This window comes from Polynucleobacter sp. JS-Fieb-80-E5 (assembly GCF_018882015.1).
Lineage (GTDB): Bacteria > Pseudomonadota > Gammaproteobacteria > Burkholderiales > Burkholderiaceae > Polynucleobacter.
The window spans coordinates 177,796-192,978 of sequence record NZ_JACVPH010000005.1; the positions used below are offsets into that span (position 1 = coordinate 177,796).

At 45.1% G+C, this 15,183-nt stretch carries 15 protein-coding genes; 11 read left to right on the top strand and 4 right to left on the bottom strand.

The features are described from left to right. Positions 1–146 precede the first annotated feature (146 nt). Genes crtD through ICN44_RS09040 form a run of 4 tightly spaced genes read right to left on the bottom strand, consistent with a single transcriptional unit; the run spans position 147 to position 4,658 of the window. The gene (gene crtD, locus ICN44_RS09025; RefSeq protein WP_255537548.1) at positions 147–1,712 is read right to left on the bottom strand and encodes a 1-hydroxycarotenoid 3,4-desaturase CrtD; all 1,566 of its coding nucleotides are present in this window, start codon (positions 1,710–1,712) and stop codon (positions 147–149) included. Further along, positions 1,705–2,391, bottom strand: coding sequence for a spheroidene monooxygenase (locus tag ICN44_RS09030; RefSeq protein ID WP_216263615.1), 687 nt, complete (start codon positions 2,389–2,391; stop codon positions 1,705–1,707). The genes crtD and ICN44_RS09030 overlap by 8 nt, the downstream gene beginning before the upstream one ends. Positions 2,392–2,401: 10 nt before the next feature. After that, complete coding sequence (ppsR, locus tag ICN44_RS09035) at positions 2,402–3,817, bottom strand: transcriptional regulator PpsR (protein ID WP_216263616.1); 1,416 nt, start codon at positions 3,815–3,817, stop codon at positions 2,402–2,404. 1 nt (position 3,818) lies between these two features. Next, positions 3,819–4,658: a B12-binding domain-containing protein gene (locus tag ICN44_RS09040; protein ID WP_216263617.1), complete on the bottom strand. Its 840-nt coding sequence runs from the start codon at positions 4,656–4,658 to the stop codon at positions 3,819–3,821. A 291-nt stretch (positions 4,659–4,949) separates the two neighbouring features. Here ICN44_RS09040 and bchF point away from each other — a divergent pair, with 291 nt between their 5' ends. From bchF to ICN44_RS09100, 11 genes are read left to right on the top strand one after another with little or no spacing between them, the layout of a single operon-like run. Then, entirely contained in the window at positions 4,950–5,624 is a 675-nt protein-coding gene (gene bchF, locus ICN44_RS09045) for a 2-vinyl bacteriochlorophyllide hydratase (protein ID WP_255537551.1), read from the top strand. Positions 5,625–5,645: 21 nt separating this feature from the next. After that, complete coding sequence (gene bchM / locus ICN44_RS09055) at positions 5,646–6,371, top strand: magnesium protoporphyrin IX methyltransferase (protein WP_216263618.1); 726 nt, start codon at positions 5,646–5,648, stop codon at positions 6,369–6,371. Positions 6,372–6,379: 8 nt separating this feature from the next. Further along, positions 6,380–7,822 carry a BCD family MFS transporter gene (locus ICN44_RS09060; protein ID WP_216263619.1) on the top strand — a complete coding sequence of 481 codons (1,443 nt, stop codon included), beginning with the start codon at positions 6,380–6,382 and terminating at the stop codon, positions 7,820–7,822. A gap of 56 nt (positions 7,823–7,878) precedes the next feature. Continuing rightward, on the top strand, positions 7,879–8,649 hold the full coding sequence (puhA, locus tag ICN44_RS09065) for a photosynthetic reaction center subunit H (protein ID WP_215298533.1): 771 nt from the start codon (positions 7,879–7,881) through the stop codon (positions 8,647–8,649). 24 nt (positions 8,650–8,673) lie between these two features. Beyond that, a complete protein-coding gene (gene puhB, locus ICN44_RS09070) occupies positions 8,674–9,333 on the top strand; it encodes a photosynthetic complex putative assembly protein PuhB (RefSeq protein WP_216263620.1) in 660 nt (219 codons plus the stop codon). Continuing rightward, positions 9,330–9,791, top strand: a complete 462-nt coding sequence (gene puhC, locus ICN44_RS09075; protein WP_215298531.1) for a photosynthetic complex assembly protein PuhC — start codon at positions 9,330–9,332, stop codon at positions 9,789–9,791. Before puhB ends, puhC begins: the two co-directional genes overlap by 4 nt. Positions 9,792–9,816: 25 nt before the next feature. Then, the gene (gene acsF / locus ICN44_RS09080; protein WP_255537553.1) at positions 9,817–10,911 is read left to right on the top strand and encodes a magnesium-protoporphyrin IX monomethyl ester (oxidative) cyclase; all 1,095 of its coding nucleotides are present in this window, start codon (positions 9,817–9,819) and stop codon (positions 10,909–10,911) included. A gap of 4 nt (positions 10,912–10,915) precedes the next feature. Then, complete coding sequence (puhE, locus tag ICN44_RS09085; protein WP_216263621.1) at positions 10,916–11,668, top strand: putative photosynthetic complex assembly protein PuhE; 753 nt, start codon at positions 10,916–10,918, stop codon at positions 11,666–11,668. Further along, positions 11,650–12,567, top strand: a complete 918-nt coding sequence (chlG, locus tag ICN44_RS09090) for a chlorophyll synthase ChlG (RefSeq protein ID WP_255537554.1) — start codon at positions 11,650–11,652, stop codon at positions 12,565–12,567. The genes puhE and chlG overlap by 19 nt, the downstream gene beginning before the upstream one ends. A gap of 10 nt (positions 12,568–12,577) precedes the next feature. Then, positions 12,578–13,933 carry a BCD family MFS transporter gene (locus ICN44_RS09095; RefSeq protein WP_216263622.1) on the top strand — a complete coding sequence of 452 codons (1,356 nt, stop codon included), beginning with the start codon at positions 12,578–12,580 and terminating at the stop codon, positions 13,931–13,933. Positions 13,934–13,976: 43 nt separating this feature from the next. After that, entirely contained in the window at positions 13,977–15,179 is a 1,203-nt protein-coding gene (locus ICN44_RS09100) for a geranylgeranyl diphosphate reductase (protein ID WP_215294419.1), read from the top strand. Positions 15,180–15,183: the final 4 nt, after the last annotated feature.

The following is a 15,183-nucleotide window of genomic DNA, read 5'->3' on the forward strand; positions in this document are numbered from 1 at the left end:
TTTTCCTGGGCTGTAGATGGCAACATTCAGGGAGCAATGATTTTCAGGATTAACTGCCGTGTTATTTCTTCTGGCCCAGGCATAGTAGGGTGAGAAAACGCTACCAACAAATGCAATCAGTACGATGCCATTCTTACCATCATCACTTAGAGCATCGATGTACCACCAGAGATAAGCGTTCTCCCCGACAGCTTGATCAAACCGAGGTGATCCATCAGGGTTGCGGCCGCCATTCGTCCCGATAGCGCTGCCATTGGCACTCCCGGACCCGGATGTACGCTGCCCCCCGCTAAATAAAGACCCGGAATCGGGCTTTGCGCTGAAGCTCGCCCAAAAGTTTCCATCCAGCCATGATTGGCTTGACCGTAAAGGGCTCCCCCCGTTGCTGGAAAGAGTTGATTGAAAAGAGAGGGCGTTGTGCGTTGACATATTGCGCTATCCAAGTCGATATTAAGACCACATTGTTGTAGAAGACTAAACGTTTCGTGCTCGCATGCTTCAATTTCCTGAGCATCGAATTCTGACTGATCACCTTTTGCTGGGGCATTGACTAGGCACAGCAGTCTTTGTGGTTTTGAGCTGGGTTGATATGCATCACCTTGATCTTGAGCGCATACATAAACCGTTGGCTTTTGGGGAAGGCGTTGTTTCTGGAAAATATCATCAAACTCAGCACGATAATCTTGATTAAAAAATACATTATGTCTGACCAAAGGAAAGCCATCTGCTTTGACATTGATTGACCAGGTCATTGCAGAAAGCGATCTTTTGGCAGCGCTAGGTGGTGTCATTTTTGCATTCAAAGATTGCTTGCTAGCTGGGTTCAGTAAACCCGTTTGAAGCGCAGCCAGATCACCATTAAAAATGACTGCTTGTGCTTGAATGTTTGTGCCGTCAGCCAATCTCACTCCACTAGCACGACCTTGCTCTATTAGGATTTCTTCGCAGGCTTGGCCAGTCATGAATTGGACACCTTTATCTTGCGCTAACTTCTGAAGGGCTTTGACTAGGCTGTACATGCCACCTTCAATTGCCCATACCCCTTGCGCCTCCACATCAGCAATTAACATTAAGGTAGCGGGTGCTTGATAGGGGGATGATCCGCAATACGTTGCGTATCTTCCAAAGAGTTGGCGCAATCTGGGGTCGTGGAAGTAGTCGCCGAGTGATTTCCATAATGTATTAAATAAGCCAATCTCGTACAAGACCTTGGATCCTGATATTCCAAGATCCGTAATCATGCCTCCGAAGCTAGGCTTTTCAGAAAGCATGTAGGGTTTCTCAAGTGCTCGATAGAGTTTGCGGCATTGTTGGGAGAATTGAAGAAAGCGATCTGCTTCCGCCGCAGAAGAAAACTCCTTAATTGCTTCAGCTGATTGATCCACATTAGCAAATAAATCTAGTCGCTCATCTTTGCTCCATGCATGACGGGCCAAGATTTCCAGCTTAGTAATCTTTAGTTCAGATTCTAAGGTAGTACCCGCTTTTTGAAAGAGCGCATCAAAAACCCAGCGCATGGTAAAGACCGTTGGACCAGAGTCTATCGGCGCAGGAGAGAGAGGGTCGCTAGAGCAATTTAATTGCCGAATCTTACCGCCTAGTCGATCCTCTTTTTCTATCAGAATGACTTCCACTCCAGAAGACGCCAGATCGAGTGCGCAACTTAAGCCACCAATGCCGCCACCGACAATAACGACTGGCAATTTAGACAAGGGTGCGACCTTTCCAGCTGCCATCTGCATCAAAAGGGATGTAGCGAGAAAACATGGATTCAGAAAAATAATGACCACTCAAGGACGCGCGAATTGCATTTTGATGGGCGCCTTGTCGGGCATATTGATCCATCGCCGCTTGAGATTCCCAAATGGTGAAGGTTGCCTGTCGAAAGAAAGGCGCTTCACCAACTCCGGCGGCAATAATGCAACCAGAAGATTGCTCAAGTGAGATTTCTGCTGCGGGTTGCTTGCGCCAAAAGGGAACGCAATATAGGGGCTTAATGGATGCTCTGGTAATCGATACGATTGGACCAGCAGAGGGCGCTTCAGCTGTGATGTGTGGAGCGAAGCCTGACCATTGACCTTTAATGGAATAGGCCTTCAGTTTGACTGAGAAAAAATCCTGAGCATGCGCCCTGTACCAGCGAATTAATCTAGAGGATTGGTAAAACTGCTCTAGGCTGGCTATGTCTTGAAAAACGCAAAAGAGTGCCTGATGGGTTCCGCTGGGATGAATCGAGAAGCCACCATTTTTGCCTGAACCCATATGTTTATAGAATTCCAGTCCTGGAGTCCTCCAGAGCCCTAGGCGGGCAAACATGAGTCTGAGAATACCGCTGATTTTTTTTGATAATTGGATATCAACCAAAACCATTAAGGCAACTTGGCCGTTCATTACGGTCTTTCTAATCAATAGCCTTAATGTCGCTTTCTACTAAGCCATATTTTCGCAGCTTAATATATAGGCTTTGACGTGATAAGCCTAAGATTTCAGAGGCTGAAACGCGGTTGTCATTGCTTAAGTCTAGAGCAGCTTTGATGCAGAGTTCCTCAATCAAGTCAGTTGTCTCGGTAAGGATGTCCTTTAGAGGAACTTTTCCAACCAACATTGATAATTCTTCAGAGCTACGCACCAGTTTTTTATCTATGCGTTTATCTTTATTTTCTCTCGAATCCATTTGTCTAAAAATCATACCTACACAAGCGCGTGGATGAGACACGGATACCGCTGAAATATCGACCAATTTAAAGCTGCTACCATTGTTGCTAATCGAGGAGATGCAGGATTGCGCACTAGCTCTTCCCTTGAGAGATTGCATCATCCGATCAAAATCTGCCGTTTCTGAGCCTAGATAATTTTGTATAGAGGTACCGATTAATTCTTGCTCACCCTTGGCACTACTTAACTTAATAAAAGCTTTATTGGCTTTTAGGATTAGGCCTTCCGGGGTGCAAACGACAAAACCGTAAGCATTATTTTCAATGGCCTTCACGGTTAAAGAGTCTGACTCTAATAAAAGGGCTGGTTGGGCGAGGTCCAGTGGCTTCAGATTCAGTAGTAAGTGGGGTTTCCCGCTATTGGTAAAAGAGCTTGCGCTGATATGAATTTTTTTGCCGCCAATAAAGGAGGTATTTAAGTCTCTAGACTCACCTATTTCGAGCATCTCTTGAAAAAAGCTGGTTACTCTACTGAGTTCATCGGCGGGTAGGAGCGATAGAAACGATCTTCCAATGCAATCATTTTTAGCAACCAGTAGTTGCTTGATAGCATTGTTATTCATCTCGACTATTGGGTAACCATCATCCGCTTGAAGAATAATGATGGATTCAGCGCCCATCTCAAAGATAGAGCGAAAGCGTTCTTCCAGCTGATTTATTTGCAGATAGTTTTGACTAATCTTTTTTTGAGCGACCACTAAATCTTGTTGTAGCTGAGAGATTTCTTCAAGATCCCTGCCAATCACAATAATTTTTTGATTCGACAGAGCCTTGATTGAAGTGCACATTATTGGCAATCCAGTATCTTTATAATTGCTGGAGAGATTAATTTGCCTAAATTTGGAAATATTGTCTCGGTTGGCATCGTCCAGCAAGTGCTGAACTTTTTTTCTGCTATCAGGCTCAACTACGTCCGACCATTTTTTCCCAATGAGGTCATCTGGAATATGCTTGGCTAGACTTTGTTTATGGGAGTAGATGTCTTGTATTGATCCAGAGTCATCCAATACAAAGGAGATGTCAGCGGATGCTTGCGCTAAATGGCTAAGCTCTTCACTGCTTAAGTTCTGATAGAGATTATGTGGTTGCTGTGAGATGGGCATCTTAATTTAGGCGAGTTCTTTGTGATAGCAGGTCAGAAACCCTTTTAATGGCCTCTTCTGCTGTGAGGGCACAAACGTCTGCAGAGCAGCTACTGACTAGCTCGGGTTTGAAGTCGAATAACGGACCACCCACCATCGTCAACACCTCTTTATTTTTTGAGACTCTTTTTATTTCTTTTAATAATGATTCCATTGTATCCCACTGAGCCTCAGTTGAGATAGAAATGGCAACTAAATCACAGGCTTGCAAGCGAACTCGATCCTTTAAATCGTCGCTAGAAATTTCAATTTCCACTGTTGTATTCCAGCCGGCGAGTTTGAAAAACTCACCCAACATTAAGATGCCTAGGGTGTGCTGTGATCCTGGCACATTAACAAGAAGGGCATTTCCCTGGAACTCACTGAAATTACTTTGATTTACAAAGATGGGGCTAAGCTGGTGAATCAGATTCTGAGCTCGCCCTAGGGCTAATGTAACCTCGGTAAAACTGTTTTCATCGTTCTCCCAAAGCTCTTGTAAACGCCTAGTAGACGCTGGGATGAGATTCACATAGAGGGAGATAAGAGAATGCCCCGATCTTTGCATCCGCTCTATGAAGGAGAAGCAGTCTTCTACTGGCCCATCTATGAGTGTTTGGCAAAAGTCGACAATTTCTGTCTGTTTTACCTCAATCTCACTAGCTTCTTCTCCATTCTGATCATCGGCAGAAAAAAGTTTATGCCCCATGAGCAAGCGAGGAATGATTTCAGATTCGATGGTTTTATTGAGCCACAGCATCATTTCTGCATTATCTAATTCGCCTAAATTAGATTCGAATGTTTTTTTCAGCGATTCCGACAAAGCACATCTCCCAAAGATGTAATTAGTAATACAAAGCAAAGGGTGCTGAACGCTCACCGAAAATTATGCTGCAGTGCAATAAATAATCCAGTTTGTGTCAAAAGGGATTACTTTGATCCGGTACCATTTAGCCTCCTTTTTCAGGAACTTGCCATAGGGAAAATACCAGTCTAGGGTTATCCCGAGGACTTTCTTTTCCTAAATACCGTAAACTTTCTGTGACACTTTTGGCTTTAAAAAGTGCGTTAACGATTGTCTTAAAGTTGTTTTAGAAAATACAGCAGACTGTGCATGCAAAAAACATATAAACCTCTTTACACCCCAGAGGAGAGGGTAAGAAGAGACCAAACTAAATGGACCCTGGTTCAGGGAATTTTAGCGCCCGTTCAATTCTTAGTTTTTTTAGTCAGCTTATATTTAGTTGTACGTTTTTTGTGGACAGGGGAAGGGGAGTCCGCGGCCAATATCTCCGTAGTGGTGAAAACTTTAACGCTCTACACCATCATGATTACTGGATGTATTTGGGAAAAAGTAGTTTTCAATTGCTACTTATTTGCGCCGGCATTCTTCTGGGAAGATGTCTTCAGTATGTTGGTATTACTTTTGCATACTCTATATCTAGTGGCTTTAGCAACGGGATACTTGGACCAATATCAATTAATGATTTTGGCATTAGCGGCATATGCTACTTATGTGATTAATGCAGGTCAATTTATTTGGAAGTTGCGGATGGCGCGCTTAGATCAAGAAAAGAAGCAGCGCGAATCTCTGATTGGCGCTGAGGCTATTCGCCTTGAAGCCGCTCAAGCGGCGAGTGTTTATAGCTCTCAAGCCACCTTAACCGGTTTAAGTGTGGAGGAGGCGGAAGAGTTGCATCGCAATCTAGTTCAAGGGACACAATTTTTTGGATTTATCGCAATCATTGCGCATCTCCTTGCCTATATATATTCCCCTTGGTTGAAATAATCTAAAAGACTCTGTTAACTAATGCAAAAAAACTCCTACACCCAAAAACGTAGCCAGTTAGAGGAATACTTTGACCGGACGGCAGTTGATGCTTGGGCGAAGTTAACTTCGACTGCGAAAGTGAGTGGTATTCGCGCCAAGGTCAGAGCGGGTCGTGAAGAGATGCGCCACCTATTACTTAGTTACTTGCCAAACGATTTGACTGGGCATCGAGTGTTGGATGCCGGCTGTGGCACGGGAGTGTTGGCAGCCGATTTAGCGAAGCGCGGGGCACATGTTATTGCGATTGACTTATCACCCACTTTAGTTGATTTAGCTCGCGAGAGAATTGGCAATGATTTTGGAACGGGATCTATTGAGTTTCGCTCTGGCGATATGCTTGATCCTGCCTTAGGTGAATTTGATCATGTTGTTTGTATGGATTCGATGATTCATTATCACCATTTGGATATTGCTGATGCTATGGCCAAACTGGCTGATAGAACTCGAGCCAATATCGCATTTACTTTTGCTCCCAACAATGCGGCACTGAGTACATTACTCACTCTTGGCAGCTTATTTCCGCGTAGTGATCGATCACCGTTTATCCAACCGATTTCGATGGATTCCCTCACCAGAACTTTTAGTCAGCATGATGGTCTAGTTGATTGGGCGCCAGTGAGCACCCAAAAAGTACAGCGTGCTTTTTATTTTTCACAGGCTATGCGTCTTAGTAAGAAGCAGGCCAATTCAAGCACAGTACGATAGAGATGAAAATGTTTACTCTGACCTGGCGCGGCAAAGAGCTATTTGAAAATTGGAAGCGAGTGAGTCCAAAATTCTTGCCTTTTGCTGATATCGCCACCAAAGAGTTGCCACTCAGTCGCCTCTTAAGGTTATCGCTATTTCAAGTTTCGGTGGGCATGGCAATGGTAATGCTCATTGGCACCTTAAACCGCGTGATGATTGTTGAGCTGCAAGTGAGCGCCGCTTTAGTTTCGATTATGGTTGCTCTACCCTTACTATTTGCGCCATTTAGAGCCTTAGTTGGATTTAAGAGTGATAGTCACAAGTCTTTCCTTGGCTGGCGCAGAGTGCCTTATATCTGGATTGGCTCCTGGTTGCAGTTTGGTGGTTTTGCCATCATGCCCTTTGCATTAATTCTGTTGTCAGGTGACACCACATGGCCTACTTGGTTTGCACAAGCAGCAACTGGGCTAGCCTTTTTATTAGTGGGTGCTGGTATGCAGACTACGCAAACGGCTGGCTTGGCTTTGGCGTCAGACCTCGCTGAACCTCAGGCCAGGCCTAGAGTAGTTGCGCTCATGTATATGATGCTGTTAGTAGGTATGGCTGTCAGCAGCGCCATCTTCGGCTATTTGCTTATTGACATTACACCTCTGCTGTTAATTCGCGTAGTGCAGGGTGTCGCTGCTACTACTCTGATACTCAATGTAATCGCAGTCTGGAAGCAAGAGCCTCGCCAGCCCCATTTAACAGCCTACTCAACACCAACCCCCAGCTTTAAAGAAACTTGGGCAACTTTTGCAAAGCAAGGCAAAGTGATGCGTTTCTTAGTGGCCTTGGGTTTGGGCACAGCGGCCTTTAGCATGCAAGATATTATTTTGGAGCCGTACGGCGCTGAAGTACTGGGTCTATCAGTTAGTGCAACTACAGTATTAACTAGCCTGACGTCCTTAGGCGCTTTAATCGCTTTTGGTTTCGCAGCCCGTTATTTAAATCGCTCTATTGATTCCTATCGCCTTGCTGCCATTGGCGCTCTATTTGGCATTCTGGCATTTAGTTGTGTGATTTTTTCCGAACCATTACTCTCCCCAACGCTATTTCGTTGCGGTGCATTTTTGATTGGCTTTGGAGGCGGTTTATTTTCCGTAAGTACCTTAACAGCTGCAATGAGTTTTGAGTCAGGTGGCATGAATGGTTTAGTTCTCGGTGCATGGGGTGCAGTACATGCTACCGCATCGGGCATTGCTATTGCAGCTGGCGGCGTAATACGTGATGGGATTTCTAGCTTAGCGACCAGTGGCTTGTTAGGGGACGGCCTGCTATCTACCGCTACAGGTTATAGCTTTGTATATCACATTGAATTTTATTTACTGTTTATTACATTGATCGCAATTGGACCTTTAGTCATCATGAACAAGCAGCCCATGATGAATGTTTCTCAGAAGTTTGGTTTAGATGAATTACCGAGTTAAATAGCGGCACAGTATGTTTTTTCACATTAAGCGTTATTGTTAAAAGGGAGAGCAAGATGGCAACCGGAGCAATTACAGAATATGTAGATGTTGCGCAATTGGTGCTGTATGCATTTTGGGTATTTTTTGCAGCACTGGTCTATTACCTTACTATCGAAAGTAAGCGTGAAGGATTTCCGCTGGAGTATGACATTCGAGGCGAGACGCGACGAGCTGCCGGCATAGCGGGTATGCCAGCACCGAAGACTTTTCATACGGAGTATTGGGGTGATGTAACCGTTCCAAAAGATGAGCCTTTGGAAAAAGTGGCCGCCAGACCTTCAAGCTACCTCAATGGTGCTCCTTTAGTCCCAACCGGAAACCCAATGCTAGATGGCGTTGGACCGGGTGCATTTACGAAGCGCGCAGACATTCCTGATATGACATCAGAAGGTCAAAAGCGAATTCTGCCTGGACGTTTACTCGGTCAATTTACGGTAGCCAAACAAGATAAAACGCCAGTTGGCATGGAAGTGATGGGCGATGATGGTTTGATCGCGGGCACCGTGAAAGAGCTCTGGATTGATCAGGCTGAAGTTGTGATTCGCTATTTTGAAATTGAAACCTTGCCAGAGTTTGGTAGCAGAAGAGTATTACTGCCGATCAATTTCTCACGAATTCATCGGGACTATATCAAGGTTGAATCAATTCTTGCCAATCAATTTGCTTTGGTTCCAGGATTAAAGAGTCAGGATCAAATCACCCTATTAGAAGAAGAGAAGATCATGGCTTACTTTGGTGGCGGCACCTTGTATGCAACACCTGAGCGTCAAGAACCCCTTATTTAAATTGCTATTCATTGAAAGTATTTTGTGAATCAAAAACCACATCAATCAGCAGAGTATGAGTTTGAGGCCGCCTTAGGGCTGCCAGAACCATTGCCACAAGACGAAGTGATCTTGTGGCAGGGCGCTCCAAATTGGATCTCTATGGCTAAGCATGTATTTCGTTTGCAGTGGCTTAGCTTGTACTTTGCAGTGATTGTGATTTGGCAAGCGATTTCAGTATTTAGTAGTGAGGGTGGCTTGGCCGAAGGATGGAGTAGCGTAGCGCTTGCCTTCTTCTTAGCTGTGATTGGTCTTGTGTTAGTTGGACTTTTAGCTTACTGGTCTGCAACGACGACTATGTATACCTTAACGAACCGTCGTATCGTAATGAGGGTTGGCATTGTTTTGACTGTGACATTTAATCTCCCTTATAAGACATTGGGTAGTGCAGATCTCAAGCTATACAAAGATGGAACTGGCGATATTCCGATGCAGATTGCTACCGAGGATAAGATTGCCTTCTTTCATTTATGGCCTCATGTACGTCCATGGCGTTTAGCTTCACCAGAACCTATGATGCGTTGCGTCCCTGATGCCAAGGCAGTTGCAACGATGTTGACAGAAGCTTGGACTGTATCTACCGGACTTAGCAAAATGGAAGTACTCGATGCTCAAGTGACACAAGTGGGAGCGCAGACGGCATGAGCGCTCCAGAAAGAAAAGATTTTTTATCGCCAGTAGCAAAAATACTGGTTGTCGATGTCATCGTCATCGTGCTCTTATTGGTATTTATTAATAGCCGCGATTTAAGTCAGGTGAGAGAACCGGATGCAGCGCCAGTTAAAGTCTTGCAGTTGCGCTTTGAAGATCGGCCAGATGGCTCGATTGCCGTCATTAATTACAAAACTGGACAGCAGATTGAGTCTGTTCAGGGTGAGGCAGGATTTATTAGGGGTACCTTACGCGGGCTTGCCCAAGAAAGAAAGCGTAGGGGCTTGGACAGTGGGCCACCCTTTGAGCTCATTTACAGAGCGGATGGTCGCTTGACTTTATCGGATACAGCAACGGGTCGCATGGTCGATCTGGAGTCTTTTGGGCCTACGAATGCGGGAACATTTTATAAATTGCTTGACCCAGTGCATTTAGCAGCAACAGTTAAATAATTTTTCTTTTTATTTGGAGTAGGAAATGAATTTAGATAGCGCAGAAAGTATGTTGCAAAGTCAAATCCCTGCAAAGGGTGAAATTAATGAATCTACCAAGATGGCATTGGAAGATGCTGTATTGAGCCCGCGCTTTTATACAACCAATTTTAAAGAGATGGATCGTATCAGCATTGATTCCTTGCGCCCGGAGTGGGATGCATTGATGGCGGAGTATGAAGGTGACAATAATCATGATCATTTTCAACGTCCTGCAGATATGGAAAAAGATTATTCCAATCTACACCCAGCTTTATATGACGAGTTTGTTGATTTCTTGATCAGCTCCATTACTTCCGAGTTCTCTGGTTGCATTTTGTATGCAGAGATCAAGCGTAAAGTCACTAATCCAGATATGCGCATGTTGTTCGGTTACATGGCTAGAGATGAAAGTCGTCATGCGGGCTTCATTAATCAGTGGCTCAAAGACTTTAATATCGGTATTGATCTAGGTTTTTTGGCGAAATCCAAGAAATATACTTACTTTAGGCCTAAGTTTATTTTTTACGCCACGTATCTCTCCGAGAAGATTGGTTACGCCCGTTACATCACCATTTTCCGGGAGATGGAAAGTCGCCCCGAAGTTCGCTTCCATCCGATCTTTTTATGGTTTGAGCGCTGGTGTAATGACGAGTTCCGTCATGGCGAATCCTTTGCGCTCATCATGCGCGCCAATCCTAAATTACTTCAAGGTGTTAATAAGTTATGGATTCGTTTCTTCATTCTCGCGGTATATGCCACGATGTATGTTCGTGACCATACCCGTATTGAGCTTTATAAGGCCATGAAGATTTCGCCAACGGATTATGACAAGAAGGTACTTTTTATTACCAACGAAATTATTAAGCAAGTCTTCCCAATTTCTGTGAATTTAGATGACCCCCGTTTCTATCAGTACCTTGAAGAGATGAGGGCGCTGTTCGAAAAGATGGATGCGTATAAAAAAGAGGGTGGCCTGGTCAACAAATTGAAGACTGCTGTTTTAGGTGCTCGTGCTGGCATTGTATTTTTGAAGTTGTATTTCATGCCGGTTCAAGACAACACCTTGCCCGCTGATGTTCGCATGATTCCTTCTTGGTAATTTGATGAGCATTGTTTGGCCCATCCTGTACTCCATTTTTATCTGGTGGTTTAGCACTGGAATTATTCTCTTGTTAAACCAACGACATCCTTCGACCTATAAAAATGCTTTTTGGATAAGTGGGATGGTTTTGGCTTTAGCTTTGGTCGGACTAAAAACCAGCGCCAATTTAAGTACGGTAGCTGGTGCTTATTGTGGTTTTACCTGCGCTATTTTAGTTTGGGGTTGGCAAGAAATCGGCTTCTTATTCGGCTACGTTACTGGTCCTCGTCGAGAGCCTTGTCCTGAGAATTGTCGGGGATGGCAGAAGATGTACTTTGCATTCCAGACTATTCAACATCATGAGATTGCGTTGATTATTTTGGCGCTGGCCGTGACTGTAATGACTTGGGGCGGTTCAAACCAGACCGGGTTTTGGACTTTTATGATTCTCTGGCTCATGAGACAGAGTGCGAAGTTAAATATCTTCTTGGGTGTTTTAAATCTTAATGAGCGCTTCCTGCCAAATCATCTGAAGTACATATTTACTTATTTCACCTGCAAGCCAATGAATCCATTGCTACCAATATCAGTCATTGGCGGCGCTCTCTGCGCAATTCCATTATGGCAAGCTGCGTTCGACCCGAATGCAAGTGATTTTATGGTTGCCTCGATGTCATTGACTGGTGCTATTTTGTCTTTGGCAGTCTTGGAGCATATTTTGATGGTGGTCCCATTTTCTAGTGAAGGCTTGTGGAAATGGGGGATGCGATCATAAATACGCTCACCATGCGCCGCTTTCCTGCGCCATCCGCAATTTTAGAGTTACTAAAACCCATTACTTGGTTTCCTCCAATGTGGGCCTTTGCTTGTGGAGTAATTGCAACTGGCGTTTCCTTTGAGGGGCGTTGGCACTTATTGATCGCTGGTGTCATTCTTGCTGGCCCGATGGTCTGTGCCGCTAGTCAGGCGGTGAATGATTGGTTCGATCGTGAGGTAGATGCTATTAATGAACCACAGCGTCCGATTCCTTCTGGTCGGATGCCGGGGGCTTGGGGTTTATATGTTGCCATTATTTGGACTGGCCTCTCACTCTTATTGGGTTGGTTAATTAGTCCCTGGGCATTTGTGGCAACACTGCTTGGTCTTTTGCTCGCTTGGTTCTACAGCATGCCGCCATTACGCTTTAAGCAAAACGGCTGGTTAGGCAATGCTGCTTGTGGCATCTCTTATGAAGGCTTAGCTTGGTTTACAGGCTCAGCAGTGATGATGGGAGACTTGATCCCATCCACCCCATCCATTCTGTTGGCGATTTTGTATAGCATTGGTGCGCACGGCATTATGACCTTGAATGATTTCAAGGCAATTGAAGGTGATCGTCAAATGGGGGTACTTTCTTTGCCTGTCCAACTCGGTGTTGCAGGAGCCGCTGAGAATGCTTGTTTGATGATGCTGGCGCCACAGTTTGGTGTCTTTGGCCTCTTACTGATTTGGGGCGCCTACTGGCAGGCTGGCGTTATTGTGCTGTTGATAGCCGGGCAGATGGTGATGATGCGCAATTTCTTACTGGATCCAGTCAAGCGTGCATTATTTCTGAGTGGTTTTGGGGTGCCATTGTTTGTTGCAGGAATGATGGTGAGTGCATTTGCAGTGGCAGGACGTTTCTCGGTCAATTAATCAGGCAACCATGAACACTTCCGAATCCACCTATCTCACTTGGCCTCAAATTGCACGGCTTGGTTTAGTCCAAGCGTCTTTGGGATCGATTGTGGTGCTAACTACTTCACTGTTAAATCGCGTGATGGTAGTTGAGCTAGCTCTACCAGCAATCCTGCCGGGTGCATTGGTGGCGATTCATTATTTTATTCAGTTAATACGCCCACGCATGGGTTTTGGCTCTGACCAAACTCGCAGAGCCACTCCATGGATTCGGGGTGGGATATTGGTGCTGGCTTGCGGTGGAGTTTTGGCTGCGGCTTCAACAATCTTATTGAGTAGCTCAGTTGTACTGGGTATTGCGCTGGCTACAGTTGCCTTTTTAATGATTGGTATTGGCGTTAGCTCTAGCGGCACTGCGTTATTAGTTCTTTTGGCGAAACGCGTGGAGCCTAAAAAGAAGGCTGCAGCTGCTACTTGCGTTTGGTTGATGATGATTTTTGGTTTTGCATTTACGGCCAGTGTCAGTGGAAAGTTTCTGACGCCATTTTCATTTGAGCGTCTATTAATAGTGTCATCAACTGTCTCTGTGATTGCTGTGGCAGTTACATTCTTGGCAATTTGGGGAATGGAGTCTCCAGTGTTGAAGGCCAAACAGTCAATCGCTAATGTAGTTGAAGCGCAGTCAGAAGTGACGCCTACCAAAGCAAACTTTCGTGAAGCCTTTGCTGAGGTTTGGAAAGAAGGCAGGGTACGTTCTTTTACCTGGTTTGTCTTTGTATCTATGTTGGCTTATAGCTCACAGGACTTGATCTTGGAGCCTTTTGCTGCGGTCGCATTTGGTTTTACTCCTGCAGAAACAACCTCCTTGTCTGGCATACAAAATGGCGGCGTACTTCTGGGAATGCTTACCTTAGCCTTTATTACAAGCAAGGCTAAATCTCAGACTTTAACTTCATTAAGTAATTGGACTATTGGCGGTTGTTTAGCTTCAGCCTTGGCAATGTTGGGACTTGTTTTATCGGGCCCTATTGAAAGCGTGACTTTCTTTAAGGCGGCTGTTTTCTTGTTGGGCATTTTTAATGGCGCCTTTTCTATTGCCGCTATTGGATCGATGATGCAATTTGCCAGCATTGGTAGCGCACAGCGTGAAGGTGTTCGTATGGGTATTTGGGGGGCATCGCAAGCGATGGCTTTTGGTTTAGGTGGAATTATTGGAACTGGCTTAAGCGATATCGCTAGGATTGTTTTAGGTGATCCTGCTTCTGCGTATGCTTTTGTGTTTTTCTTGGAAGGTGTTTTATTTGTTGTTGCTGCCTACCTGTCATTTCAGACACGTGCGCAAAAACAATCAAACGAACTATCAAAGCAATTGGTTGGCGTGTAATTTATCAATGATGAAGTAATGCACTCAATATATGGAGATCAGAATGAGTACTTTAGAAACTTTTGATGTCGTAGTTGTTGGTGGTGGCCCTACTGGAGCTACTGCTGCAAGTGACCTTGCCAAGAAGGGCCGAAAAGTACTCCTATTGGATCGGATGGGCCGAATTAAACCTTGCGGTGGTGCTATCCCTCCACGCTTAATTAAGGATTTTGAAATCCCTGATGAGCTTTTGGTCGCCAAAGCCAATTGTGCCAGAATGATTGCGCCATCAGATAAGGCGGTAGATATGCATATTGAGGGTGGCTTTGTAGGGATGGTCGACCGCGATAAGTTTGATGAGTTTTTGCGTGTCCGTGCTGCCGATGATGGAGCTGAGAGAAGAACGGGCATATTTGAGAAAATCACTAGAGATCAAGATGGAGTCTCAGTCATTCACTATGCTGTGCGTGGTAAGCATGGCTCACCTGACACAACCGTATCGGTACGTGCTAGGGCAGTGATTGGTGCCGATGGCGCTAAATCAGGAGTCGGACGCCAGGCCATTCCAGGTGCAAAGGATGTGGAATACGTCTTCGCCTATCACGAGATCGTTAAGGTTCCTGAAAACCCGCCAGCAGGTTTTGACGGTACCCGCTGCGATGTGTTTTATCAGGGCGCTTTATCCCCCGACTTTTATGGCTGGATATTCCCGCATGGTAATACCATGAGCATTGGTACTGGAACTGCTGATAAAGGCTTTTCCTTGCGTAGTGCAGTCACCGCTCTTAAAAAGCAGACTGGTCTTGAGAATGCTGAAATGCTGCGACATGAAGGCGCGCCCTTACCAATGAAGCCATTAAAGAAATGGGATAACGGTAGAGACGTAGTGTTGGCAGGCGATGCCGCTGGAGTTGTTGCTCCTGCTTCAGGCGAGGGTATTTATTACGGCATGTATGGCGGCAGAGTCGCTGCTGAGGCTGTTGAAGAGCTGCTCGTTACTGGTAATGGCAAGGTTTTGGCAAAAGCCCGTAAAAAGTTCATGAAAGAACACGGTACCGTATTCTTAGTTCTCGGAATCATGCAGCGTTTTTGGTACAACAACGATAAACGTCGCGAGCGCTTTGTCAAAATGTGTGAAGATAAAGATGTGCAGCGCTTAACCTTTGAATCCTATATGAATAAGAAGCTTGTACGCCGTGACCCTATGGCACACATAAAGATTTTCTTCAAAGATACCGCCCATTTATTGGGTTTTGCAAAAGTCTAAGCTG

Bases quoted from the DNA above. Each gene is read 5' to 3' on its own strand.
- chlG (WP_255537554.1), top strand. From the start codon at position 11,650: ATGGGGGATGCGATCATAAATACGCTCACCATGCGCCGCTTTCCTGCG.
- acsF (WP_255537553.1), top strand. From the start codon at position 9,817: ATGAATTTAGATAGCGCAGAAAGTATGTTGCAAAGTCAAATCCCTGCA.
- ICN44_RS09030 (WP_216263615.1), bottom strand. From the start codon at position 2,391: ATGAACGGCCAAGTTGCCTTAATGGTTTTGGTTGATATCCAATTATCA.
- puhA (WP_215298533.1), top strand. From the start codon at position 7,879: ATGGCAACCGGAGCAATTACAGAATATGTAGATGTTGCGCAATTGGTG.
- ppsR (WP_216263616.1), bottom strand. From the start codon at position 3,817: ATGCCCATCTCACAGCAACCACATAATCTCTATCAGAACTTAAGCAGT.
- puhE (WP_216263621.1), top strand. From the start codon at position 10,916: ATGAGCATTGTTTGGCCCATCCTGTACTCCATTTTTATCTGGTGGTTT.
- ICN44_RS09095 (WP_216263622.1), top strand. From the start codon at position 12,578: ATGAACACTTCCGAATCCACCTATCTCACTTGGCCTCAAATTGCACGG.
- ICN44_RS09060 (WP_216263619.1), top strand. From the start codon at position 6,380: ATGTTTACTCTGACCTGGCGCGGCAAAGAGCTATTTGAAAATTGGAAG.
- bchF (WP_255537551.1), top strand. From the start codon at position 4,950: ATGCAAAAAACATATAAACCTCTTTACACCCCAGAGGAGAGGGTAAGA.
- bchM (WP_216263618.1), top strand. From the start codon at position 5,646: ATGCAAAAAAACTCCTACACCCAAAAACGTAGCCAGTTAGAGGAATAC.
- puhC (WP_215298531.1), top strand. From the start codon at position 9,330: ATGAGCGCTCCAGAAAGAAAAGATTTTTTATCGCCAGTAGCAAAAATA.
- ICN44_RS09100 (WP_215294419.1), top strand. From the start codon at position 13,977: ATGAGTACTTTAGAAACTTTTGATGTCGTAGTTGTTGGTGGTGGCCCT.